13 protein-coding genes and 1 pseudogene are annotated in these 25,275 nt (G+C 61.2%); 8 read left to right on the forward strand and 6 right to left on the reverse strand.

Going from position 1 to position 25,275, the window contains the following annotated elements; translation table 11 throughout:
- The first annotated feature begins 257 nt into the window (after positions 1–257).
- On the forward strand, positions 258–3,845 hold the full coding sequence (locus tag PMO31116_RS14125; RefSeq protein ID WP_150567264.1) for an autotransporter outer membrane beta-barrel domain-containing protein: 3,588 nt from the start codon (positions 258–260) through the stop codon (positions 3,843–3,845).
- 60 nt (positions 3,846–3,905) lie between these two features.
- Here the strand turns inward: PMO31116_RS14125 and PMO31116_RS14130 are convergent, their stop codons facing one another.
- Positions 3,906–4,679: a GntR family transcriptional regulator gene (locus tag PMO31116_RS14130; RefSeq protein WP_150567265.1), complete on the reverse strand. Its 774-nt coding sequence runs from the start codon at positions 4,677–4,679 to the stop codon at positions 3,906–3,908.
- Positions 4,680–4,974: 295 nt separating this feature from the next.
- Here PMO31116_RS14130 and PMO31116_RS14135 point away from each other — a divergent pair, with 295 nt between their 5' ends.
- From PMO31116_RS14135 to PMO31116_RS14145, 3 genes are read left to right on the forward strand one after another with little or no spacing between them, the layout of a single operon-like run.
- A complete protein-coding gene (locus PMO31116_RS14135; RefSeq protein ID WP_174971308.1) occupies positions 4,975–6,270 on the forward strand; it encodes an MFS transporter in 1,296 nt (431 codons plus the stop codon).
- A gap of 35 nt (positions 6,271–6,305) precedes the next feature.
- Positions 6,306–7,976 carry a hypothetical protein gene (locus PMO31116_RS14140; protein ID WP_246185287.1) on the forward strand — a complete coding sequence of 557 codons (1,671 nt, stop codon included), beginning with the start codon at positions 6,306–6,308 and terminating at the stop codon, positions 7,974–7,976.
- Complete coding sequence (locus PMO31116_RS14145; protein WP_150567267.1) at positions 7,951–8,424, forward strand: hypothetical protein; 474 nt, start codon at positions 7,951–7,953, stop codon at positions 8,422–8,424. Before PMO31116_RS14140 ends, PMO31116_RS14145 begins: the two co-directional genes overlap by 26 nt.
- Positions 8,425–8,508: 84 nt before the next feature.
- Here PMO31116_RS14145 and PMO31116_RS14150 read toward each other — a convergent pair whose 3' ends face one another.
- Entirely contained in the window at positions 8,509–8,850 is a 342-nt protein-coding gene (locus PMO31116_RS14150) for a DHCW motif cupin fold protein (RefSeq protein WP_023595414.1), read from the reverse strand.
- Between the two features lie 274 nt (positions 8,851–9,124).
- Positions 9,125–9,505 carry a tautomerase family protein gene (locus PMO31116_RS14155; protein WP_063598264.1) on the reverse strand — a complete coding sequence of 127 codons (381 nt, stop codon included), beginning with the start codon at positions 9,503–9,505 and terminating at the stop codon, positions 9,125–9,127.
- 104 nt (positions 9,506–9,609) lie between these two features.
- Between PMO31116_RS14155 and PMO31116_RS14160 the strand changes: the two genes are divergently transcribed.
- Positions 9,610–10,467: a LysR family transcriptional regulator gene (locus PMO31116_RS14160; RefSeq protein WP_141571912.1), complete on the forward strand. Its 858-nt coding sequence runs from the start codon at positions 9,610–9,612 to the stop codon at positions 10,465–10,467.
- A gap of 286 nt (positions 10,468–10,753) precedes the next feature.
- Here PMO31116_RS14160 and PMO31116_RS14165 read toward each other — a convergent pair whose 3' ends face one another.
- Complete coding sequence (locus tag PMO31116_RS14165) at positions 10,754–12,523, reverse strand: ShlB/FhaC/HecB family hemolysin secretion/activation protein (RefSeq protein WP_150567268.1); 1,770 nt, start codon at positions 12,521–12,523, stop codon at positions 10,754–10,756.
- Positions 12,524–12,853: 330 nt separating this feature from the next.
- Between PMO31116_RS14165 and PMO31116_RS14170 the strand changes: the two genes are divergently transcribed.
- Together PMO31116_RS14170 and PMO31116_RS14175 are read left to right on the forward strand one after the other, a co-directional pair.
- The gene (locus tag PMO31116_RS14170) at positions 12,854–21,886 is read left to right on the forward strand and encodes a hemagglutinin repeat-containing protein (RefSeq protein ID WP_150567269.1); all 9,033 of its coding nucleotides are present in this window, start codon (positions 12,854–12,856) and stop codon (positions 21,884–21,886) included.
- Positions 21,883–22,134, forward strand: coding sequence for a hypothetical protein (locus PMO31116_RS14175; RefSeq protein ID WP_023595420.1), 252 nt, complete (start codon positions 21,883–21,885; stop codon positions 22,132–22,134). Before PMO31116_RS14170 ends, PMO31116_RS14175 begins: the two co-directional genes overlap by 4 nt.
- A 303-nt stretch (positions 22,135–22,437) precedes the next feature.
- Here the strand turns inward: PMO31116_RS14175 and PMO31116_RS14180 are convergent.
- Positions 22,438–22,884 (reverse strand): annotated as a pseudogene (locus PMO31116_RS14180) (transposase); the annotation flags it as partial.
- A 25-nt stretch (positions 22,885–22,909) separates the two neighbouring features.
- A protein-coding gene (locus PMO31116_RS14185; RefSeq protein WP_150567270.1) for an IS3 family transposase occupies positions 22,910–24,036 on the reverse strand; the annotation gives its coding sequence in 2 pieces (ribosomal slippage) (positions 22,910–23,796 and positions 23,796–24,036; 1,128 coding nt in all).
- Positions 24,037–25,135: 1,099 nt separating this feature from the next.
- Between PMO31116_RS14185 and PMO31116_RS24105 the strand changes: the two genes are divergently transcribed.
- Positions 25,136–25,275 (forward strand): DUF1153 domain-containing protein (locus tag PMO31116_RS24105; protein WP_150567271.1); only part of this gene is annotated, 140 nt, incomplete at its 3' end.

Raw genomic sequence — 25,275 nt, forward strand, 5'->3', positions numbered from 1 at the left:
CGCGTCGTCCCAGCGCTCGACAATTTCAATTCGAACGGCATCTCAGAGCACTGGTGTTCGAGAACTGCCGTACTGCGGGGGAAAGGCCGAATCTTCTCGGTCGCCGGTCGCCATGCACGGCGCGAAACGAGAGGATACCCGTGGTCTCACGCAAGCTCAGGCGCGCATCGCGCCGTGTCAACTCCGTCCAGCCCCCGTCCCCGACGCCCGCACCGCATGACATCCGCCATCCATTGCCGTGGCCGACGTGGCATCCCATGGGGGCCCGAATCGTTCGCACTGCAACCAGTACGGCGGTCGCACTGGCGCTCGCGGGGACCGCGCCGTCCCTATGGGCCGCCGGGACTTGTACCGTCAGCGACATCAGCGGCTGTGGTGCGGCGGGCGGCGACGGTGCCTCGGGGCGCGGCGGTCCGGGCGGCGCCGGCAACGGCCAGGGCGGCGGTTCAAGTACGCTTGATTCGAGCAGCGTGACGGTGCAGGTCCCCGGGGGGTGGGCGACACAGGGTACCGGCGGCACCGGGGCGGCCGGCGACGGCGGCGCGTCATCGGGCGCAGCGCCTGCGCTGGTCGAGGTCTCCGACAACGTTGGGATCAACGCGCCGCTTCTCGGCACCGCCGGCGCCGCCGGGGCCGGCGGCACCAATTTTGCGTCCGGCGGGAACGGCGGCAACGCAGGACTCTATTACACGGGCAACAACATCACCGTCTCGTCGGGAGGCGGGATCTTCGGCGGCGCGGGTGGGCAGGGCGGTAACGCCTCGGCAGGCGTCGGCAACGGCGGCGGCGGCGGCGGTGGCGGGGCCGGGATGATCTCTGCCGGTGTCGTGGCATCGATCAGCAATTCGGGGACGATTTCTGGCGGCGATGGCGGTACCGGAGGCTCGGGCGGCTTCAGCGGCGGCGGTGGCGCTGGCGGGGATGGGATATTGTCGCTCGGGGGATACGCCAACATTGTCAACGTCGGCACGATCTCGGGCGGTGCCGGAGGTGCGGCCGGTAGCGCGACTCTCGCTGGTGGCACGGCTGGCAGCGGTGGCATCGGCGTCAATCTCGCAGGAACACACAACTCGGTCGCCAACGTCGGGACGATCTCGGGCGGTGCGGGTCTGGTGGGCGGCGTTGGCGTGCGCACGCGCGGCATGGACTTCATCACCAACGCCGGCCTGATCACCGGTGGGGCCTCCACCGGCGGCGCGCCGCGAGCCGCGGCGATCGAGTTCGGCGGCCTGAACAACGGCCTGAATCTGCTTACCGGCTCGGCGATTCTCGGCGACCTGCTGTTCGATGCGGGTGCGAGCGCGACCATCAGCGCCAGAAACGCGGGGCTGACGTTGAACAATGCCGTCGTGCTCAGCGACGCGGCGTCGAATGTGATCTTCTCCACCGCGACGAACAGCCTGACGATGTCGGGCGTGGTCTCCGGCGCGGGCGCGCTGACGCTCGGGGGGATCGCCTCGACGACGTTGACGCTCACGTCGGCCAACACTTACACCGGCGCCACCACGATCAACAGCGGCACGCTGGCCCTGTCGGGCAGCGGCAGTGTCGCCGCTTCGTCCGGGGTCACCGTCGTCGGCGTGGGCGGCGTGGGGGGCGTGTTCGACATTTCGGGCGTGAGCGCCGGTGCGTCGATCCAGGCGCTTTCCGGGGGTGGCGCCGTGCAGCTCGGCAGCCAGACGCTATCGCTTACCAACGCGGCTGGAACCTTCGACGGTGTCATCGGCGGCACCGGTGGCATACGTCTTGCCGGCGGCACACAGACGCTCACTGGCGTGAACACCTACTCGGGTGCCACCATGATCAACAACGGGGCGGTGCTGGCACTGAGCGGTGGCGCGAGCATCGCGTCGTCGAGCGGTGTGGCGAACAGCGGCACGCTCGATATTTCCGCCACGACGAATGGCGCCTCGCTGACGGCGCTGACCGGGCCTGGCTCGGTCGCGCTCGGGGCGCGCACGCTGACGCTCACGAATGCGTCGGGTGTATTCTCCGGCGCGATCGGCGGCACGGGCGGTTTGACGCTGAACGGCGGCACGCAGACGCTGGCCGGCGCCAACAGCTACACCGGCGCGACCACGATCAACGGCGGCACGCTGGCACTGGCGGCGGGCGGACAGTTGTCGTCGGCCACGACCCTCTCCCTGGTCGGCAGCGGCGCGACATTCGATGCGTCCGGCGCGGGCGCGCAGACGCTCTCCGGCCTGTCCGGAGGGGCAGGCACAAGCGTCGCCATTGGCACGAGCACCCTGACGCTCGATACAGGCACCAATACAACGTATGCCGGCGCACTCACCGGCAGCGGCGCCTTCGTCAAACAGGGGGCCGGCATGCTCGTGCTCAATGGCGCGAGCAATGGATTCACCGGGGCGACCACCGTGGGTGCGGGCACGCTCGAGGTCGGCGATGCCGGTCACGAGAGCGCGGTGCTGGGCGGCAACGTGGCAGTCGGTTCGCAGGGCACGCTGCGCGGTCACGGCACGATTCTGGGCAGCGTGACCAACGGCGGGATCGTGGCGCCGGGCGGTTCCATCGGTACGCTGAGTGTTGGCGGCAACTACACGCAGGCGTCGAACGCGACGCTGGCCATCGAGGTGAGTCCGACAGTGGCGTCGTTGCTCAAGGTGTCGGGCAGCGCGACGTTGAATGGCGTGCTCGCCATCACATACGATCCGGGCACCTACCGGTCGACGCGCTACACCGTGCTGAGCGCCGCGAACGGTGTGAGCGGACGCTTCTCTTCGGTAACCGAAGCGTTGTCCGCCGGTGCCGACCTCGGCAATCTGCGTTCCGCCCTGAGCTACGGCGCGAACGACGTGACGCTCGCGCTCAACGCGCCGGGGACAGCGGATCCCGGGGCCATCGACCCGTCCGGAGGCGTTGTCATCGCGCCGAAGAACACCAGCATTTTCACGGCCTTGGGGACCGCTTCGCTGATGAACGCCCAGTCGGCGACGGCGGCGGTCCTCGACCAGGCCACGCGACGCACTGTGGGGACTGGACTGGCTACCGGCGACGCAGCCTCTGGCGGCCCTTCGGTCTGGGCGAGTGCGACGGGACTTCACGGCCGTCTGTCAGGTTCCGACGGTCAGCCCGGTTTTCAGGAGAACCGTTACGGCTTCCTTGCGGGCGCGCAAAAGCGCGTGGAGCGCAACACGTTCGGGCTGGCCGGCGGCTATTCTCACGCCGATCTCTCGGAGACCGGCACGGCGAACTCGGGCACGATCGACACGCTGCGGCTAGCCGCGTACGCCAGTCGCGAAATGGGGCCGATCGACGTTGCGGCAACGGTAGGCTACGGGCTCGATTTCCTGTCGCAAAAACGCCCCTTCGCGGGCATCGGAACCGCGCAAGGGGATCATGTCGGACAGGAGTTCACGGCGGCGGCGCAGATGAGCGCGCCGATGTCGATTGCCGGGATGGTCGTCACGCCGCGCGCCGGCCTGCGCTACGCCTATTTTCATGCGAACGGTTTCGACGAAAGCGATGCGGGCGGGCAGAATCTTCGCGTAGGCACGGACAATACCCGCAGCCTTCAGCCGTTCGTGGGCGTGACGCTCGACAAGGCGTTCGGAGATGCGCTGCGGCCGATGCACGTGCAGGTTCGCGCGGCCTATGCACATGAGTTGCTCGATGCCGGACGGGCTATTACCGTCGCGTCGCAGGACGGCACGATCTTCGTTGCACCGGGTACGCATCTGGCGCGCGGCTATCTGACGCTCGGTGCCAGCTTCGGTATAACGCTCGCCAGGCACCTGGACGTCTCGCTCGCGTACGACGCCCTCGTCAACACCGCACGGGCGTCAGCGCAGGCGGGAAGCCTGAAGGTGACCTACCGGTTCTGAGCGCAACCGGTCGGTCAAGGGGCGGCGAACCCACGGCCGGTGTCGCCCCGGTGTCGCGGCTCAGAGCGACAGACTTTCCATGATCGGCGGGAAGATCGCCTTGCCGGCGGCGTCGTCGTTGGCATGTTGCATCTGCGCAATCAGCCGGCGCTTGTTTTCCTTGCTCCGGTACGTGTGTTCAAGCACCAGCGCCGACGCGCGCGCCGCTTCGCGGCGCTTGATGGCGGTACAGATGTCCTCGTGGTCGGCCTGCGCGCGCACGACCAAGGCGGTTTCCACCGCCGAGCGCTCCGGCGGCAGAATCACGGACCCGGGACCGACGAACGGCGTCGCATTGTTCTTGTCCATCGCATTCGACAACGCACGGCTGCCAGCGCCCTCGGCAATCGCTTCATGAAACCGGCGGTTGACCTCCGCCCACGCGTGCGCATCGATCGAAGTGCACCCGTCGCGGCCATCAGGCGCCTGCGCGCCAAGTCCGGCGTCTATCAATCTACGACCGTCCTCGACGATCGCTTCGAGCGCGCGCACCCGTGCTTCCGACCAGTGGCGCTCGATCAATAACCGAACCGCCATCGCCTCCAGCGTGCCGCGCACCTCTACGGCGTCGAGAATTTCCTCCAACGAGAACCCGCGTACGCGAAACCCGCGCGATGGCAACCGTTCCAGGATGCCCTCACGCTCGAGTTCGGCCAGCGCCAGACGCAGCGGCGTGCGCGAGACATTCAGCCGCTCGGTGAACTGCAATTCGACGATGCGCTCTCCCGCGCGTAACTCGCCGGACAGAATCAGATCCCGCATTTGCGAGATCACGCGGTCGATCTGGGTGCTCATGTTGGCATCTGGAATCAGGTTATCCGCATTCTAATGCATGCAATCAGGCTGTGTCATTGCATGCATTAAGGTAAACACCAAGCCTAAAACTGCAATATTTTGCTTATATTGCATGCAAAGAGGTTTTCAACAGCATGCAATGCCGCGTGGCGACGCAGGCACGTCGAGAAGCCGCCCGCGGGGCGACACCGCATGCCGGACCCGTCGGTCAAGCTCGGGACGCACTGAAGCGCCGTACTCGCGGCGACACGGGGCGACGGCAGTCAAGACAACAGAATGGGACAGGAGATACGTCATGCAACAGCTCAGCACGCTCGCCACCGAAGCTGCGCGCCCCGTGGGTGGGCCCGCCGGGAAGGCCCGAAGGCGGGCGTTGGTCGCCGGTATCGCGGGTAACGTACTCGAGTGGTACGACTTCGGTGTCTACGGATTTCTTGCCGCCACGCTGGGCAGGCATTTCTTCCCGTCGACCGATCAATACGCCGCGCTGCTAGCGACGTTCGGCGTGTTTGGCGTGGGTTTCGTCGCGCGTCCGGTCGGAAGTGTGGTGCTCGGCCGCATTGCGGACATCAAAGGCCGCAAATCCGTGCTCACGCTTACGGTGATGCTCATGGCGATGAGTACCGTCGCCATCGGATTGCTGCCGTCGTATGCGTCCATTGGACTTTGGGCGCCGGTAATGCTGGTGGTGGCGCGATTCGTGCAGGGCTTCTCGGCCGGCGGGGAGTGGGGCAGTGCGTCGACGTTTCTGTATGAATGGGCCGGCAAGGGCCGTCAGGGATTCGTGGGCGCGTTTCAGCAATCGACCATCGGCGCGGGGCTGTTGCTTGCCGCTGCCGTGGCCGGACTGCTGAGCGTTGTGCTCTCGCCTACGGACATGAGCAATTGGGGCTGGCGCATTCCTTTCCTGCTGGGGGCGATACTGGGACCCGTGGGTGCGTTCATGCGTCGCAATGTCGATGAATCGCCCGACTTCGAGAAGTCGGGCGCGAGCGAAGCGCCCGCCATGCCGACGGCCACCTTCGTGCGTCGCGTGATCCAGACGTTCGCCTTCGGCGTGTTCTGGGGGGGCGGTGCTTACATGGTGCTCGTCTACATGGCGTCGTTCGCGCACACCTATGCGTCGATCGGCCATGTCCAGGCGCTGTGGAGCAGTTCGCTGGCGCTATTCATTTTTGCCGTGTTCTCGCCGGTGATGGGGGCGGTGTCCGATCGCATCGGGCGCAAGCCGCTTGTCATCGTCAGTTGTCTTCTGTTCGCGTTTGCCGCCTATCCGGCGTATGGGTTGCTGCTTGGCCGGCCGTCCCTCGTCAGCCTGATGCTGGTGCAGGGGTTGATGGCGCTGGCCTACACGTTGTTCACCGGGCCGGGCCCTGCGCTGGTCTCCGAAATGTTCCCAACGCGCGTGCGGGCGACCGGCGTATCGATCGGCATCGGACTCTCCGCGGTCATGGGTGGTTTTGCACCGATGATCGCGACCTGGCTGATCCGGAACACCGGCAATCCGCAAAGCGCCGGGTGGTTGCTTTCCGGCTTTGCGGCGATCTCCTTCGTCGCGATTCTCACGATACCCGCGTCGCGTCGCGCCTGACGTCGACGCCGGCCGAATTCCTCATTGGAGCCTTCATGACCGACTTTTCCGATCTCCGTCATTCCGTACCCGACGGTGTTCCTCACTATGACCAACCGCCGCTCAAACAAACGCGACCGCCTCGTTGCCCGCCCTTCGTGGACGTGACCCAAAGCGATCAGTTGCTGCCTTACCTGGAGCACGTGGCGCGCCGCCCGTACAACCACGGACTGAACGCGTGCTGGGACCTGAAGGCGGGCGAACGCGTCTTGCTGCGTGTCGACAACTGGCACAGCGAACTGACGATCCAGGCGTGTCAGAAGATTCTCGAGAAGTACAAGGTCAAGTACGAAATTCAGAAGATCGACCGCGGCCCCATCAAGGAATGGGTGGGCGCGGACGAGGTCGAGTATTACCTGTTCCGCACCCGGGAGCTGGCCGAATGGATGGACATGTGGGAGACGGAGGAGAAGAACCAGAAGTACGACAAGATCCTCATGGGTTACGGCGGGCCGGTGCTCGCGGAACGGCTGATCAAGATTCAGCGCATGCCGTTCATCACGCCCGAGATTCTCGCGTCGCCGGCGCATGCGATGCCGATCGAAGTCATCAACGCCATCGATCGATGGACCTGGGAGCGCATTCGATCGGCGCGGCGTGCGCGCATCACGGACCCGGAAGGCACCGACATCTCCTTCACGAACCACGACGAGTACTGGGACAGGAACCGCGAGTTCTACTCGCCGGAGCTGACGGCGCGCACATGGCAGGGCAACGAGCACTTCGGCAAGACGTACCTGCCGGGTCACATTTGCGGGCGTCCGTGGATGTTTCATCCGTTCAAGGAAGACGGCACGGGGGTGATTGCCGGTACCACCAATCACATCGCGCCGTGCGACTGGACGCAACTCATCGTGGAGCGCTCCAGGATCGTGCAGATCAATGCCGGCGGGCAGTTCGGCGACAAGTTACGCGACGTGATGGAGCGCACGAAGGATATTCAGTATCCCGGCTTTCCCGACAAGGGAATCATGCATTGGTGGGAAGCGTCGATCGGCACCAATCCGCACGTGCATCGTCCGCGCAAGGACTTTCCGTCCGGCTTCGTCAATTGTCTGTACGAGCGCGTTCGCTCCGGCGTGATTCACATGGGGTTCGGCACGATCATCTCGTCGATGACGGAGCGTGAGGCCGCGCGCATGGGGCATCTGGTTGGACACTGGCATTTGCATCTCTATTTCCCGACGTACACCACCGAGCGCTCGGGCGATAACGAGACGATCATCGAGAACGGACGCCTTCTGGCACTCGACGACCCGAAGATTCGCGCGTTGTGTTCGAAGTATGGCGATCCGGACCTGTGGCTCGACGAGAGCTGGAATCCGGCGGTACCCGGCATCAACATGCGGGGTGACTTTTGGCAGCACTACGCCAGGGCCCCGTTGCATTGGGTGAAGACGGAGCTCGAGGTATGTCGTCACTACCATCCGCAGTTCATGGCGATGGTGGAGGCCGACGGGAAGTACTGCCAGGGCGAAGGCGCCCGCTGGTGGAAGGGGGGCTGCTGCGAACACAGCGGCGTTTCGGCACCGGTGCTGCCGGGCAATTGCTGCGATACCGGGCTTGTCACGCAACCGGATGCGGGGGCGCATGGGGCACGGGCACGTGAGGCTGTTGCGCTCGAGACGGCCACCTCGTCGCATGGCTGCTGTGGCGGGCACGATTGAGACCGAGCGACGCGCGAGGGGCGGTCGGCGGGGGCTGTTCGTCGTATCCCGGGCCACGCTGACACTCGTGACAGTGGCGCTCTGTGCCGCGGAATTGCGGGGCGTCGGCGCGGCGCTTTATCTCGCGCAGTGCCCGCACGACGTTCCCACGAATGCGGTCGGGTGGTTGGCGATCTGGCTCGACCACTGGCGGGCATTGCCGGTGGGCATGTCGGCCATGGCGGTGCAGTGTCTGTGCCACGCGGTGTGGCACCGTCGCGAAGGTGCGTGGCTCGCGGGTCTGCGTACGGTGGCGATGTTGATCCCGATGCCGCTGGTGTGCGAGGTCGCCGCGGCCGTTATGGGGGGCGGTTCGTCGTGGCCCGGCACGCTCGGTTATGTGCTGTCGATGCAGATCGCCATGCTGGCAAGCGATGCCGCCATCGGCATGGCCCGTGCTGACGCGTGAGGACCGTGCGACGTCGCTCTCACGATGCGCACAGCCCGGATCACATGAATCGCCGGGAGGGTAAACGGGGCTGGAAGGGCCGGCTCAATCGACGATGAATAGCCTTGCGCCCGATTTCGTATAAGACTGATGCGCTTCCGCCCCGTCTCCTACCTGGTAGCTCATGCCTGGCGTCAGGACGAACTTGCGCCCGTCCTCGAGCGTGGTTTCCAGTTCGCCCTCGAGGCAAAAGAGAATGTGACCCTTGTGGCACCAATGATCCGCCAGATAGCCGGGCGAGTATTCCACCATCCGCACGCGGATTTGATTCGGCGCCTCACCAAAATGACGGGTGCGCCAGTAGGCGACGCCGGTTTCCCCACGGTGTTCGGTTTTCTCGACGTCCGCCCATTGCGTCGTGCCGAACGCAAATGCATCCATTTTCATTCTGTAGCCTCCGGTTGATATCGCGAGCGCGTGCGTTCGTGCCTGAGCGAACGCGTCGCGCGGACGTCACGCTGCGTTTCATTCGATCGATTCGCGACGACAGAGATTACTACACGAATGCTGCGCCGGCTCTCGGCCGGTCGGAGAATACGCACGATCTTGCGAGATGACGATGTTGCGTTGTCCGTCGGTCTTGCCAATGGGCGAATGTCGTAGCGCGTAGTCGGTGAGTGCCCGCCGAGGATGTCGTCGAACGGCGGGCGCTCACGCAAACTCAGACGTACGGTGCCAGGCCGTTGCCGAGCGACCAATTGGCTTTTTCCACCTCGATCAGACTGACGAAAACGTCCTCCGGCCGAATGCCGGGGCTTTGGCTGAGCAACTCCGCGGTCCGTTTGAACAGCGCCAACTTCTGGTCGAGGGTTCTCGTGTTGTTGGCGGTGATCTGGATGAAGACGAGATCGTCGCTTCGGGCGATGCCGAGATACGATGGGCTGTAGCGGAAGTTTGCGGCATCGTGCTCAGTGATCGTCATGAATTGATCGTCTTCGGGCACGTTGAACGTTTCGTGCATTGCGCGACAAACGTTGTCGAGGATGGCCTGTCTGTAGGCTTCCGACTTTCCGGCGCGTAATGCGACATGGGCGAGTGGCATCGGGGGCTCCTTTTTGCGTGAGGGGTCAGCGGGAAGCCAAAGATTAAGGGCTATCTGTTATATTGAAAATCTATTAATATGAATTTCAAAGATAAGAATTTGAAATGATTCAACGTCCTCTCGATCTTGATGCCGTCCAGGCTTTTGTTCACATTGCGGAGCTCGGCAGCTTTACGCGTGCGGCGGAAGCGATGGGGGCGACGCAGGCCGCTGTCAGTTTGAAGCTGCAACGACTGGAGGAAAGGCTCGGCTGCCGGTTGGTCGAGCGCACGCCGCGGCATGTCGAGTTGTCGTCGCAGGGGCTTTCGTTCCTCGAAAATGCCCGAGAACTGCTGGAGGTTCACAATCGCGCGCTTGCCGGGTTTGCGCAGCGTCGGCAGCGTCTTGTTATCGGGATCAGCGACCATGTCGCGGGGCCGGATCTTCCGTCGTTGATCGCGCGCATGAATGCGCAGAATCCGCAGTTGCTGATTGAGATTCGGATTGGTTCGTCCGGTGATTTGCTTCAACGGTTCGACCGGCGGGAGCTCGACGCGGTGATCGTTCGTTTTCACGCGGATCGAAGCGACGGAGAAACGTTGGCGGACGAGACATTCGGATGGTTCGCTGCGCCGACGTGGGAGCCTCGTGCAGGCGAGCCCTTGCCGCTCGTCACGCTGGCCGAGCCGTGCGGCGTGCGCGCGATGGCAGGTCAGGCGCTCGATGCGGCGGGGGTGCCGTGGACCGAGGCGTTCGTTGGCGGCGGCGTTGCAGCCGCTGCGGCGGCCGTCGTGGCCGGGCTTGGCGTTGCGGCATTGGCGCCTCGGATGTTGCCTATGGGCGCCGTGGACGTTGGCGCGAGGCTTGGGCTTCCGGATCTGCCGCGGTTGCCGGTGGTGCTTCACTCCCGGGTGAGCGACAGCCGACAGCGCGACGCCCTCGCCACGCTCGCCGCGGCGTTCAGGAGCGTGGTGCGGAGGTGAGGGACGGGGCGGCGCGCACGCCGTTCGGACCGAAACCGGTGGTGGCGCAAACGTATGCGACGATCAATGACCGCGAATGCCAGTGAGGGCTACCGAGAAAACCTGGCGGAGGCGGTGTCCGTCCGGAAGCCGTCTGCTGCTATCTCACTGAATAATTTGTACTTTAACTTCGCGGAAGTTTGCTACGGCTCATCGATTCGCAACAAATTTGGATAACCAATTGATTGCCGAATTGATAAAACGGGGGGATGCTGATCTCTGGTTGTGATGCGCTCGTCACGCGCAATCAGAATTGGGCGGTCAGCGAGAATCCGACCGTAGTTCGAGCGGTCTGAAAGTGCGTTGGCTTATAGATTGGGGTGCCGGCAAAGATTTCGCCGGCGACGAAACCGAAGGGGAGCTTGGTATTGCCGCGAACGCCAATAACTGCGCCCGCAAGCTGTGTCCCTGCCAAGTATTGCGCGTTGGGGCCGCTGACACGCCCATAATCCGCACCGACGAAGAGCGATACGCCGGACGCCGCAAGCGCCCACTGTAATTCGTTGCGCCAGTAAAAGCCCTTTTCCGCAGCAAGAGACGATTCACCGTCAAACCCGCGAACGGTATAGCGGCTGCCGATACTCATGTCGTCAATGTAATGCAGCACATCGCTAGTGAATTGCCCGTGAAATGTCGTGACGTAGCGAAGTGGCAATTGACCGAGCGGAAGTGACAGGTTGGCATCGAGTACGGCCATGTTAAAGCGGTACGTCGGCATGCCGGGCAAGGCAAAGTCCGGTGCTGCGCCCAGCCCTGCGACGCTTTGTCGATATGAAATGCTGCCGTCGAATTGCCCGACACCGATGTAGTGCCGGTCCACGAGTGCGAACTCGATGAACGTATTGTTCCGGTACTGCTGTTCGATTTCAGTGTCTTCGAGAAAACTTCGTCCAAAGCGCTTGCTAAGGCGGACTTGCGCGCTCAACACGTTGCTTTGGCTACGCTGAATCACGCGGGACAGTTTGAAGTCGAGGTTCTGCGACTGTCCGCGAGTTAAGAAGATGTCGTTCACGCCGGAGATCTGCTGGCTGTACCGGTTGGCATATGCTGCCAGCGTGGCAGTCCAATATCCCCACGGTATCGAGTAGAAGGCACTCCACCCATTCGAGCCGAAGCGCTTGTCGGCGAAGGCAAGGTCGTGCGTTGCTCCCAGGCTCAGGATGTCGTTTAGTCCCAGCGGATTGTCGATGCCGAGTGCCAGGCTTCCTTGCAGTTTACCGGTATCGCGAGAGCCCGAATTGTCGATCGATGCCACTACGCTCCATCGCTTCGAACGTTTCACCTCAATGACGACGTCGCTTTCACCGGGTGACTCCGTCGGCACGATCTGCATGGTCACGTCCTGACTGGCGACGCGTTTCATTTGCTCGAGTCCCTGTTCGAGATCGCGCAGTTCGAGGAGATCGCCGGGGCGTGCCGGGAACGCCGATCGCCAGGTGCCATATTGCGACGCATCGGAAAACCGAATGCCTCCGATGGTGCCGGGAACGAGCACGAGCTGAAACTCGCCGCTTGTCAGGTCCTGCTCGGGGACGAGAACGCGCGTTGTCACATAGCCCTTGGCCAAGATCGCTTTGGTAAGACCTGCGGTTATCGCAGCGACGCCTTCGCGGCCAACACACTCACCCCGGTAGTGCGCGAGCCAGTTCGTCGCGAAGGCAAACGGATCGAGTGGAAGTGATGACGCGCCGGCGGTTTTTGCACGCTGCGGGAGCGTCTCTGGAACGTGCAGAGAAAACGTCTTCACCGGGAAGCAAGGGGACTCCACAGGAAGTGCCGGAAATCCGTCTGTCGCGGGGAGCGCCGAGCGCACCGTTGGTGTGTTGACTGCCGCAGCGCGCTCCTGCGCCTGACGTTGCTGCTCGAGAAGTTGTTGCTGGCGCGCATTCGAAGCAGCCGCATCGATGGCCGGCGCAGGCGGTGTTTGTGCCGGTGCTTCGAAAGACAGCGGGAGGTAAAGCAGAGCCAAAGCCAGACGACAGAGCTTTGCGGGCGACCAACGTGATGCGAAGTTCATTAGCAGGCAGCTGAAGAGGAATCACTGACACAAGACGAGCGTCGACCCGACCCGAAGTTGTGGGACGAACATCGATATCAGAGGCAGGGGAGGGTGTGTCCAACCGGTCGACCTTGGATCAGGTGTCGATGTGCATTGGATTCCCCGGCGAAACTAGTTCGAATTATTAGTTTTTTCCGATTCTACCGATATTGGGTAATTTTCGAAAGATAGTTTTGCATAACGAAATAATATCGAAAAATTTAGTAATATTCGGCATGCGAAGTTTGTAACGATAGAAGTGGGACACCGGGCAAAGACCCTAACAAAAAGCAGTCGTACAAAGATCAGATGGAAATTCACGCGAATCGGCGCGCGAGGGGCGCGCTTCGGGGAAACTCATTCGAATTTGGGCTTCAGCATAGCCTGGTACGTGCGCTGGTGCTTGCGCAAATCATTGCTCCGATTTCGGTTCGAGCGCAGGTTGTCGCGGCACCGGGTGGCCCGAATGTTTTGCAAACCTCTAATGGTCTGCAGCAGATCAATATCACCACGCCCACCGCTGCGGGCGTATCAAAAAACGTCTATTCGCAGTTCGATGTGCCGCGTCAGGGCGTTATCCTGAACAACTCGCCGACAATTGTGAACACGCAGCAGGCGGGCTACGTCAACGGCAACCCCAATCTCGCTCGCGATCAGGCGGCGCGTGTGATTCTGAATCAGGTCAACAGTAATTCGCCGAGTCAACTGCGTGGTTATCTCGAGGTCGCCGGCAAGGCGGCGCAGGTCGTTGTGGCCAACAGCGCTGGCATCATGGTGGACGGCGGGGGCTTCATTAACACCACACGAGCAGTGCTCACGACCGGCGCTCCGATCATGGGCGCTGACGGCAACCTCTCCGGGTATCAGGTCAACGGCGGTCGATTGACGATTCAAGGTGACGGGTTGAATGCAGGCAATGTCGATCAGGTAGATCTCATCGCACGTGCCGTGCAGGTCAACGCAGCCTTACACGCGAAGCAACTCAATGTGGTGACGGGCACGAATCGCGTCGATCACGAAAGTCTTGCCGTCCAGAAGATAGCGGGCGACGGTGCGGCTCCGGACGTTTCCATTGACGTCGGCCAGTTGGGCGGCATGTATGCGCAACGCATTTTCCTTGTCGGGACAGAGAACGGCGTCGGCGTTTCGAACAAGGGCGTGATCGCGGCACAAGCCGGTGATTTGACGCTGACGACGCAGGGCAAACTCGTCAATAGCGGCAAGACTGAGACCAGTGGCAGTCTCTCCATCGACGCTCGGGACGGTGTCGATAACCCCGGCACCTTGTATGCTGCTGGGAATGCCGAGTTGCGCACGGGTGGAGCGCTCCAGAACGGCGGTCAGTTGAGCGCCGCAGGCAACGTTTCGGCGCAGGCCGCGAGCGTCGCGTCGAATGGCACGTTGGGTGCCGGTATCGACGCGAATGGTCAGGCGACGCTCGCGGGCAGTCTGAGCGTCACCGCCTCCGGCAAGGTGGTGGCAACGGGCCGTAATGTCGCCCGAGGGGATCTGATCGTGACCGGTGGTGCGCTGGATCTGTCGGGCAGCCGGACAGACGCCACCGGGGGGCTCACGCTCCTGTCGCAGGCGGGGGATGTCGACATTCAACGCGCCATCGTCTCGGCGGCGACGGCGTTGAAGATCACCTCCGCACAGCATCTGCTGAACGCGATTGGCAATCTGAGCGCTGACACCATCACGCTGGCGGCGATCGGTCGGATCGACAACCGCGACGCGCAGTCAGTCGCTACATCCCGACTCGATGTCACGGGCACGGATATCGACAACGCTCGCGGATTGTTGCAATCGGGCGGGAAGCTGAAGATCAAGGGCACCTCGCTGGACAACTCGGCGGGTCGGGTTGTTTCGCTGGCGGGCGATGACTCGAGCATCGAGGTCGACGGCGAACTTCGCAATGGAGGCGGCACCACAGCGAACGGCAATACGGGCGGCGTGATCGGGGGCAACGGCGATCTCAGAATCCATGCCGATTCGATGGTCAATTCGGCACAGATCGTCGCAGGCAAAGCACTGAGCCTGACCGGACGACAGTTGGACAACACAGGAGGGACCGTTTCCGGTGAGCGCATGGACGCTACGCTGAGCGGCGCGCTGATCAACCGTCAAGGGACGGTTTCGGCGGCGACATCCACGCTCCAGGTCGGCAGCCTGAACAATAAGGACGGGCTGGTTGAAGCCGATACGCTATCGCTCACGGCCACGGGCAACGTCTCGAATGCCGGTGGTCAGATCAAGCAGTATGGTCAGACAGGGCAGACGATAAAGGTCGGCGGCATCTTCGATAACACCGCTGGCAACGTGGTGTCGAATGCAGGCAACCTGACGCTCGACGTCGTCGATCTGACAAACGATGGCGGCAAGGTCAGTCATCTCGGGAATGGTGCGCTGAACGTCCTCGCGAGCGGCGGGTTCACCAACGCTTCGGGCATTCTCGGCAGCCTCGGCGCGCTGACCATGGCGGCGGCGCGCATCGACAACACGGCTGGCGAGCTGAGTGCAGTCGACACCGCGACGCTCACGTCGTCGTCAGACATCCGCAACCGGGACGGTGCAAAGATCTACGGAGCGAAGGGCCTGACTGTCACGGCGACGCGCGACGTCGACAACGCGGCAGGTTCAATGCAAGCCGCGGGCAATGTGAAGGTAGACACCAAGGGAACGCTGACGAACACCGGCGGGCGCGTCAGTGCCAATGGCGCACACGACACGCTGACCGTGACAGCGGGTAGCGTCGCCAACGCTTCAGGGCAGATCACGAACGCTGGCGACGGAGACACTACGCTCACCGCCGTGGGCAGCGTCGGCAACGCTGGCGGAACGCTGGGTGGCAATGGCGGGCTGGCGGTAACGGCGGCGTCGCTGAGCAACGTGTCCGGCGGGAAGGTGATTGGTGGCGGTGCGCTGATGCTCGGTGTTAGCGGCTTGATCGACAACACGGGTGGACGTGTGTTCGGCGGTGCGTCGCTGACGGTGACGAAGGCGAGCGCCAGCGTGGTCAATACGGGCGGTACCCTCGAGAGTGCGGGCGACGTCGCCCTTCAGGTCGCATCGTTGAGCAATGCCGGTGGCGTCATCCGTTCGAATCAAGATGTCGGTTTGAGCGGCGTGATGAGCGGCGCGGGCCAGATGACGGCCGGACGTAACCTGACGCTGGCGGCGATTGGCGATTATGTGAACTCGTCGGCCAACCTTTTGCGTGCCGATGGCGTGCTAACGCTGACGTCCACGGGCCGATTGACCAACACCGGTGCATTCAGCGCCCCCGGAACACTGGACATTCACGCGGCCGAGATCGTCAACGCAGCAGGCGGCGGCTTCAATGCGACGACGACGCGCCTGAGTGCAGACGGCCTGTTCTCCAATTTGGGCAGCATTAGTGGAGACACGGTTCGGCTTCAGGCGGGCAGCTTCGTCAACACCAATGCGGTGCTGGGCAACGACGTACAGATCAATGCGGCCGATATAGAGAACAACGGCGTGGCCGCCGTCATGGGCGGCGCGCGGCGACTCGCGCTGTATGCGACGAACACCGTATCGAACTACGATGGCGCAATGCTGTACAGCATGGGTGATATCGAAATCGGGCGCGACGGCACACGCGACGGCGCCGGTCTGCTTGCCAATCAAATTGCGGTGCTGAACAACCGTTCGGCGAACATCATCGCCGACGGCAATCTCGACATTGCGGCGCGTGCAGTGAACAACATGCGTACGAGCATCGTGACGCAGCCGGGAACGCCGGAAACCACCACGAAGAGTTACAGCTTGTACACCGCGGGGCTGATCGGCGGAACAGAAACGCAATCGCACACCAGCCTGACCTTCAAAGAGTGGAACTGGGGGGCGGGCGCAGCCCCTATCTCATCGGCGCTCCTGCAACACCTTGCCGTGCCAATCACGGTCGACGTGCCGAAGTCGCAAGTGACGAACCTGAACGCGACCGCTCAGACGTTTAGTTTGACAACGCCGCTCGAAGAGTCGTACCAGGACCTCACGACTGCGGGTCAGGGGCCTTGCGATGACCACGGTCAATGCCAGTCGACGACCAAAACGCGGGAAGTGGGTAAGAATCCCACGCAGTACTACAACAATATCGTCGACAACGGGGCGACATATCGCATCACGTTCTGGCCGGACTGGGATCCGAATACGATGATCCGTCCGGATCAGGCGATCTCGCGTGGCGATCTGGGCATCGATCAGCGTGACTACAACGAGATCGTGCGCAACGTGACCACGACGCGCACGCGGGATCAGCTTATCAGTGCGTCGCCGGAAGCCAAGTTGCAGGCGCAAGGCGCGATTCGGATCAATGCCGATGGCGGCGCTATCAATAACCAATCGTCGACGATGACGGCTGGCCGTGATCTGATTCGCCGTGCGCAGGGTGGCACGGTCAACGATGTGGGCATTCTTCTGCAGGAGACGGTGACGCAAACTCAGACGTCGACCTTCTACTGGCATCAAAAGTCCGGCGGAGACAGCGAACAGCTTGACGTCGCGTACCCGGTCACGCCGCTGCCGCCGATCACGCTGGCATCGTTGCCAGCGATTGCGCTCGGCGGGCAGTCGGTACAGTCGTCGGGGCAGAGCATCACCGTTTCGAGCGTCGATCGCTCAGGCAACACCGTCGGCAGTGCGGGCGTGACGGGTGGTAACGCCACGGGCACACAGCTCGGCAATTTGTCGGGCGGTGTGGTGAACCGCCAGACGCTGGGTTCGTCTGCGCAGGCGATTCCCGGCCTGACGCTCCCTCGTAACGGACTCTTCCAGTTGCACACGACGCCGGGGCAGACCTTCCTGGTCGCGACGGATCCTCGCTTCACCAACTACGGAAAGTTCATCTCCAGCGACTACATGCTCACTGGACTGAATCTCGATCCTCAGACAACGCAAAAGCGCATCGGTGATGGATTCTACGAAACGCAGCTGGTGCGCGATCAGATCACGGCGTTGACCGGCAAGACGCTGCTGGCTGGCTACACCAACTATCTCGACGAGTACACCGCACTACTCAACAACGGCGTGACCTACGGCAAGCAGTTTGGGTTGAGCGTGGGCGTAGGGCTGTCAGATGCGCAAATGAAGCAACTGACCAGCGACATGGTGTGGCTGGTCTCTCAGGACGTCACGTTACCCGACGGCTCGGTGCAATCCGTGCTCGTGCCGCAGGTGTATCTGGCGCAGGCCAATACCATCGATCTCACGAACACGGGTGCGTTGGTCTCGGGCGGCAGCGTGAAGCTCGCTGCGACTGGCGACATCAAGAACAGTGGCCAGATCGTCAGCGACACGGCGACGACGATTCTTGGTGATGCCATCGTCAACCTCGGCGTCATTGGCAGCGGTGGCACGACGGCGCTGTCGTCGCTCGGTGATATCCGCAACACCGGTGGGCGCATCGGCGGCAAGGACGTCGTGGTGCAGGCCGGTCGTGACCTCATCAACGAGTCCACCACGTTGACCCAGAAGGCAGGGACGGACAACGGCGGTAGTTTTACATCGTCGGCGTCGGCCACAGGTATCGGTGCGGTGGGCATTATCTCCGGATCGAACAGCGTCACGGCAGTGGCTGCGCGCGACGTCACCCTCAATGCGGGCGCGATCGCCAGCGATGGCGGTGTGGTGGTCGCGGCGGGGCGCGACATCAACGTCAACACGTTGACGGTCGGCCAGTCGCAGACCGTCGGCACGACCGACGGACAGAACGGAGGGAACGACGTCATCGTGCAGAACGTCGGAAGTGCGATCTCCGCTGGCGGCAATCTGACGACGGTGTCAGGGCGCGACACCAAGTTGAGCGGGACGACTGTTGCCGCAGGCGGCAATGCGACGGTACTCGCGGGCAATGATGTCACGGTAACGGCAGTCAAAGACTCGCACACGCACGACGAGCGCTCCTTCGGAGGTTCGTTGCAGTACACCAAATCATCGCTGGACGAGGCAGTCAATGGTGCCAGCGTGAGCGCGGGTAACCACTTGCTGATCGGCGCGGGGCAGACGAGCGCGGTCGGTGGCGTACTTGGTGCGTATCAGATCAGTCCGGTCGCGGCCTCGTCGGGCACCGGAAATCTGTCGGTGTTGGGCTCATCTGTGTCGTCGCAGGGGAATGGAACCGTCGCATTGGCGGCGACGGGCGACGTCAACATCGGCACGGTGACGGAGACGCACGACAGTCAGAAATGGCAGCACGACAGCAGTTCGGGATTCCTCTCCAAAACAGAGGAGACATCGTCATCAAGCTCACATCAAACGATTGCGGTGGGCTCGACGGTGTCGGGCGATGCGGTCGGGGTGTCGGCCGGACGCGACCTCATCGTGAGTGGTTCAACGGTCGTCGGCACGCAGGACGTCGCCTTGCAGGCCGGACGCGACGTGCGCATCGAGTCTGCGCAGAACGAGAGCCAGAGCAGTTCGTTTTACGAGAAGAAGAGTTCTGGCCTGGGTTCGTCGGGCGGTGTGGGTATTTCGTACGGCAAGAACGAGCAACGTGACCAGACTAACGACAGCAGCGTGACGCAGACGGGCAGCATGGTGGGCAGCCTGAACGGCAATGTCAGCGTGGTGGCGGGCAACGACCTGCTGGTCAGAGGCAGCGACATCATGGCGGCTGGCGATATTACCGGCATCGGTCAGAATGTCACGATCGAATCTGCGCTCAATCAGCAGCATCATGACGAGACGCATGAGTTCAAGAGCTCGGGTTTTACGCTGGCAGTGAAGTCGCCGGTCATTGATGCGATTCAAAACGTCACCAATCAGGTCAAATCCGCAGTGGATTCGGGAGGCGATGCGCGTGTCTCGGCGTTACGTGGGTACGCTGCCGCTAGTGGCGCTTATGGTGCTTACAACGAGGCCACGCGAGCGGTTGATATGCTTGCTGACCCGAAATCGGCGGCGAAGCCTGAAGCCAAGGTGGAACTGAGCTGGGGTTCGTCGAGCAGCAAGTCGACGTCGTCGTTCGATAGCACGGAAAACGTCGCAAGCAACATCAAGGCTGGCGGCACCGCCGCATTCATTGCCACAGGAGATGCGGCTTCTGGTAAGGGCAACGTCAACATCATCGGATCGAACATCGATGCGAAGGATGTCCTCCTGCAAGCCACCAACCAGGTCAATGTGCTTAGCAGCAAGGACACGGAGTCGACGCGCAGCGACAACGAGTCGAAGGGCGGCAGCTTTGGTGTGTCGTTCGGCACTAGTGGCTGGGGTGTATCGGCATCGCTCTCGAAGTCAAACGGTGACGCCAACTCGGATTCGACGTTCCAGAACAACTCTCACATCAATGCCAGCAATACGGCGGTGATCGTGAGCGGCGGCGATGCGAATATCGTCGGCGGCAATGTGAATGCGGACAAGGTGATTGCGCGTGTGGGCGGCGATCTGAACATCGCCAGCGTGCAGGACACGAGCGAGAGTTCGGCACATCAGGAGAGTATGGGTGGTGGTTTCAGCGCGAGCATGGGCGGCGCGTCGGGCAGCTTCAGCTATTCTCGCGGTAACGCGAGCGGCAACTACGCGGGTGTGGTTGAGCAAGCGGGGATTCAGGCGGGCTCTGGCGGATTCGACATCAATGTCGCGGGGAATACGGATCTGAAGGGCTCGTATATCGCCAGCACGGCAGACCCGTGGAAGAACCAACTCACGACGGGAACGTTGACGTTCTCCGACATCCAGAACCATTCCGACTACAGCGCGAACAGCTTTGGCTTTGGCGGCGGGGGCACGTTCGGCAATGGCGGTGCAAATGAGCGTACGACGGGACCGAGTTCAGGCAAGAACACCGGCGGCATTGCACCGATGCTGCCGCAGTCCGAGAGCGGCAGCGAGCGTGGCACGACGCGCAGCGGCGTGAGCGAAGGCACGATCACGCTGACGAACGGCGCGAACCAGACGCAGGATCTGGCGAGCCTGAATCGCGATACGTCGAATCTGAACGAAACGGTGAACCGAATGCCGGATTTGCAGAACCTGCTTAACGATCAGTCGCGCCTGATGGCGGCGGCGACGGCGGCTGGGGAAGCGGTGGCGCGGGATATTGGGACGTATGCGGATAAGAAGCGAGAGGCGGCGCAAAAGCTGGCCGATGCCACGACCGACCCGGAGTTGAAGGCGCAGTATCAGAAGGAAGCGGACGACTGGAAGGAGGGCGGCGACTACCGTGCGGCAATGCACGCGGCTGGCGGCGCAATCATCGCAGGCTTAGGAGGCGGGAATGCGCTCGGTGGTGCGCTAGGCGCAGGGTTGACATCGAAGCTCGGCGGGACACTTAACGAACTGAGCGAGAGCATTCAGAAGGCACATCCGACAGGCAACGCCGACATCGATCAGGCATTAGCGCAGATTGTGGCGACGGGCGTTGGTACTGCTGTGGGGGCAGCGGTTGGTGGAAGCTCGGGGGCGTTCAACGGGTACAACGTTGATCGGTTTAACCGGCAGTTGCATCCAGACGAATACGCGATGGCGAAGAAGAATGCGAAAGTCGTTGCTAAGCAGCTCGGTATCAGTGAGCAGGATGCGGAAGGTCGAATCGTTGCGGAACTGCTACGCAATTCGGACAAGCAGACATCCGACGCAGCGGGCGGCGTGCATGACTACGAAGTTCGCGCGATCATCGGCTGTCAGAACCTGAACTGCGATGGCTACAAGTCCGACCCGCAATATGCAAACAACAGCTACAACAGCCAGTACATCGCGAGTAATCAGCAAGCATATGACGCTGGACAGGGAAAACTTACCCAGGGCCTCACCCACAACGACCTCGTGAAATACAATGTCAAGAACAACCCGATCAGCACGGCAATCGCAGGCGCGGGCATGATCGCGTTGGGTGGTGCAGTCGCTGGCGGCGTTCCTTCGGCAATAGCGATGATTACGGGCGGAGGAATAGGCGCTGGCGTGAATACGGGGGCCCAGTACGTGCTCAACAATGGGCAAATCAGTCTCGTTGACACGGCTATGGCTGGCGTGACCGGAGCTCTGACCTTCGGAACTGGATTGCTACCTGGCTTCTTGATAAACACAGGCGGAGCGCTCGCTGGCTCCGCGATTAAAGGTGACAATCCGAATATGAGTATGGCAGGCGCTGCAGCTGGAACGGTCGCAGGCTACGGCTTTGGCGGAAAGGTGGAGAGCGCTATAGGCAATCGTGTGAACCCTTGGTACAGAGCAGAATGGGTTGATATCGGCCTCGGCATTTCGAAGTACGTTCCGCCAAGTGCAATCCCTTCGGTTGCCGGAACAACGGTGGGTGCAGTCGCATCGGAATCGACTAACGCCGGAGTAAATGCTGGTCCCAACTTAATGCCGAAGAACAAATGAGCACACGTCTTTCGCGAAGCCTCAGAGCCTTTATCAGCTATCTGCTTGTGTTTCTAATTACCTATTCGTTCTGCGGATTGGTTATCGAGCTCATTTGGCTTCCAATTGTTGCATGGATGCACAATTACGACGGTTACCTTTGGCCGTCAAAGTCGCGCATCTACGCCTGGTGCAAGCTGGTTCCTTTCGCGACCATCGTCTCCGGTGTCGGAGTTTGGATCTACGATCGCAAGCGCATCGGCTGGTAATTGAACCGCACGACATTCCTCGGCTATGAAAATTCAAAAGAGGTCTACGGCTCTAGCAGTGCGAATTTACCTGCCCATGACAAACAGGGCCAAGTTTAGTTTGCGATAGATCTGACCTCGTCAGGTGGGGGCGGCATCAGCCGGCGCATCGAATGATGTTTCACGCCGATAGCCGTGACGTTCGACGCTAGGTGCGATTGGTCGCGGTTAGCGCGATATTTGGGAGTGTGGCGACGCTGGCTCATTACGGTACACCGTAATGAGCTAACCACTTGTGTAATGACCCAGCAGAACCTGCTCAGGTCAGGCGGCTAAAGCAAAAGCCTCGGCCGGGGTCATCATCTTCAGCGCTTGGTGCGGCCGTCGATGGTTGTAGAACTGAATCCAGTCGCCGATGACACGGCTGGCGTGTTGCAGCGTCTCGAAGCGATGGCGGTGTGCACATTGCTCCTTGAGCGTCCGGATGACGCGCTCGACCATGCCGTTCTGCTGTGGACAATGCGGGGTGATGAATTCCTGGCGCAGGCCGTAGCTGCGCGCCAGCGCGGTGTAACTGCGACTGGTAAAGACCAATCCGTTGTCGCTGCGTAACAGGAATGGCGCTGGCACTCGACCCAACGTACCGAAGCGAGCGATCAGCGCTTGTTCCAGCGCACTGCCAGCCGTCGTCGCACGGCCGCTGCGTGACAGGTGCCAGCCGAGCAATTCCCGCGTGTGGCAGTCGATCACCAGCGCCAACGTCGCCCAGCCATCTCTGCCTGACCTGCCCCCGGTTTTAGTCCGAACTGCAGTTAGAGTCCGAGGTTAAAAACTGCTGCTTCGCGCCGTGCGCCCGGGCGAACTGCGCAGGCGTCAGATAGCCGAGCGAGCTATGAGGCCGCTCGGTGTTGTACTCGATACGCCATTCCTCAATCAGCCGCTTGGCGTGGCGCATCGAGACGAACCAGTGCTCGTTCAGGCATTCGTCGCGGAACCGCCCGTTGAAGCTTTCGATATAGGCATTCTCCACCGGCTTGCCAGGCCGAATGAACGACAGCGTGACGCCGGCTTCGTAGGCCCATGCATCCAGCACCTTACCAGCGAACTCCGGCCCGTTGTCGACCGTGATGGATGCGGGTAAGCCTCGCATCTCCTTGAGCCACTCGAGCACTTGCTGCACTCGTAGGCCCGGCAGCGAAGTATCGACCTCGATGGCCAAGCACTCGCGCGTGTAGTCGTCGACCACGTTCAGGCATCGAAACCGCCGACCATAGGCCAACCCGTCAGAAACGAAGTCCATCGACCAGCTCTGATTCGGGCCTGTTGGTAACGGCAGCGGCGTGCGCTCGACAGCCGCAATACGCTTGCGTCGCCGCTTGCGCACGCTCAGCCCCGCCTTGCTGTAAAGGCGCCAGATGCGCTTGTGGTTGGCGAAGCAGCCATCCCGCTGCAACAGCACGTGAATCCGGCGATAGCCGTAGCGGCGCTTCTGCGCGGCGATGGCCATCATCCGGCCAGTCAGCGCTTCGTCATCAACTCGGCGGCGTGATTCGTAGTGGAACAGCGAGCGCGAAATCCCTACCAGCCCGCAGGCCCGGGTAACACCCATGGCACGTTCGGTCATCAATATCCGGACCGCTTCGCGCTTGGCCTGCGGGCTTGCTACTTTCGAGCCAGCAGGTCCTTCAGCGCGGCGTTGTCGAGCATCGATTCGGCCAACAGACGCTTGAGCTTGCTGTTCTCCTGCTCCAGTTCCTTCAGGCGCTGCGCTTCGGAGACCGTCATCCCGCCAAACTTCGCTTTCCAGTTGTAGTAGGTCGCTTCCGAGATACCGTACTTGCGACACAGCTCCGCCGGCTTCAGGCCAGCCTCGGCTTCCTTCAAGATGCCGATGATCTGTTCTTCGGTGAATCGCTTTTTCATTGCCGTTCCTCTCTGGAACGGACTCTACACCGGCACCGTACTAAACGCGGGGAGCAGGTCAAGTTGCAATCGGGCCAAATGTCGGTCTCGGATCCGAGGTTAAATTTAATATTATAGAGTTCAGCTACAAGGGGAGATGATTAATCTATGATGAATTCAGGAATTGAGAGATTTAATGTTGTTAGGCGTTTTATAATTGCCGTAGTATTTTTTGGATTTTTTGGGTTTTTTGGATTTAAGTTATTGCCAAGATCATTGGAATATATGGCGATGCTTTATGTTGTGTTTTTTGTGTTTATTTTGTTTTTGTTGATTTTTAAATTTTATAGATGCCCATATTGTAATTCTATACCGCGAGGGCATCCGATTCCGTATGTAGATTTGGCTCCAGAAAGCTGCAGGGCATGCGGTCGATCCTTGAAGAAGGACAATCGTGAAGATTCTTCGAGTTGATAATGGTAAGTTATGGGGTGCTGATGACCTGTGTAATGACCCACTGAAAACCTGCTCAGGTGTTAACCTTCGAGGACAAACTGCCATACAACATTGGATTTGCAGATGGAGTTAATCGGTCAAAGTCGATATTTGGCGTCACAACGTCAAAATTGGATAACCCAATGCTAAATCCTTTGACCAAACAGCAGTTGCCGTCATACGTGGGGCAAGGAATTTTTACGTACGGAATTGGTTCGAAGGGCGTAAAGATATTCAATGACAGTCAAGAATCTAAAAAATGAACCTTAACCGCATAGTCGCCTCGATCCGCTTGCTACTTATAGTTGGTGGAGCATTTCTATCTTCAAGTGTCTTCTGGGGGGCAATCGTCGTTATCGTGGCGCGTAAAGTGTTCGACATAAATAACGAATATATGCTTCTCGGCATGTTTGTCTTGACATCCGCAATTTGCTTGCATTTTTGCATTGCGATTTTCTCGCGGCGCGGGCAAGGGAGGACGTGAACCTAAGTCAGACTAAGGTGAGGTGAAGCATGAATGACGAATTTTCTCGTGAAAATTTACACGGACACGAAGCGTCAAAACAAAGCTTATGTAATGACCCACTGAAAACCTGCTCAGGTGTTAACCTTCGAGGACAAACACATGAGCATGAAGATGGAAGACGAGATCAAGCGGTGGACGGCCAAGCGCAAGAGCGCGTTGGTGCTCGACATTATTCAAGGCAAAACGACGGTATCTGAGGCGAGCCGGTCGTTTGACCTCACACCCTCGGAAGTCGAATC

It is taken from the genome of Pandoraea morbifera (assembly GCF_902459575.1).
Lineage (GTDB): Bacteria > Pseudomonadota > Gammaproteobacteria > Burkholderiales > Burkholderiaceae > Pandoraea > Pandoraea morbifera.

Excerpts from the sequence above, each read along its gene's own strand:
- PMO31116_RS14130 (WP_150567265.1), bottom strand. The coding sequence starts at position 4,679 with ATGAGCACCCAGATCGACCGCGTGATCTCGCAAATGCGGGATCTGATT.
- PMO31116_RS14165 (WP_150567268.1), bottom strand. The coding sequence starts at position 12,523 with ATGAACTTCGCATCACGTTGGTCGCCCGCAAAGCTCTGTCGTCTGGCT.
- PMO31116_RS14145 (WP_150567267.1), top strand. The coding sequence starts at position 7,951 with ATGGCTGCTGTGGCGGGCACGATTGAGACCGAGCGACGCGCGAGGGGC.
- PMO31116_RS14170 (WP_150567269.1), top strand. The coding sequence starts at position 12,854 with ATGGAAATTCACGCGAATCGGCGCGCGAGGGGCGCGCTTCGGGGAAAC.
- PMO31116_RS14175 (WP_023595420.1), top strand. The coding sequence starts at position 21,883 with ATGAGCACACGTCTTTCGCGAAGCCTCAGAGCCTTTATCAGCTATCTG.
- PMO31116_RS14155 (WP_063598264.1), bottom strand. The coding sequence starts at position 9,505 with ATGCCACTCGCCCATGTCGCATTACGCGCCGGAAAGTCGGAAGCCTAC.
- PMO31116_RS14160 (WP_141571912.1), top strand. The coding sequence starts at position 9,610 with ATGATTCAACGTCCTCTCGATCTTGATGCCGTCCAGGCTTTTGTTCAC.
- PMO31116_RS14150 (WP_023595414.1), bottom strand. The coding sequence starts at position 8,850 with ATGAAAATGGATGCATTTGCGTTCGGCACGACGCAATGGGCGGACGTC.
- PMO31116_RS14125 (WP_150567264.1), top strand. The coding sequence starts at position 258 with ATGGGGGCCCGAATCGTTCGCACTGCAACCAGTACGGCGGTCGCACTG.
- PMO31116_RS14135 (WP_174971308.1), top strand. The coding sequence starts at position 4,975 with ATGCAACAGCTCAGCACGCTCGCCACCGAAGCTGCGCGCCCCGTGGGT.
- PMO31116_RS14140 (WP_246185287.1), top strand. The coding sequence starts at position 6,306 with ATGACCGACTTTTCCGATCTCCGTCATTCCGTACCCGACGGTGTTCCT.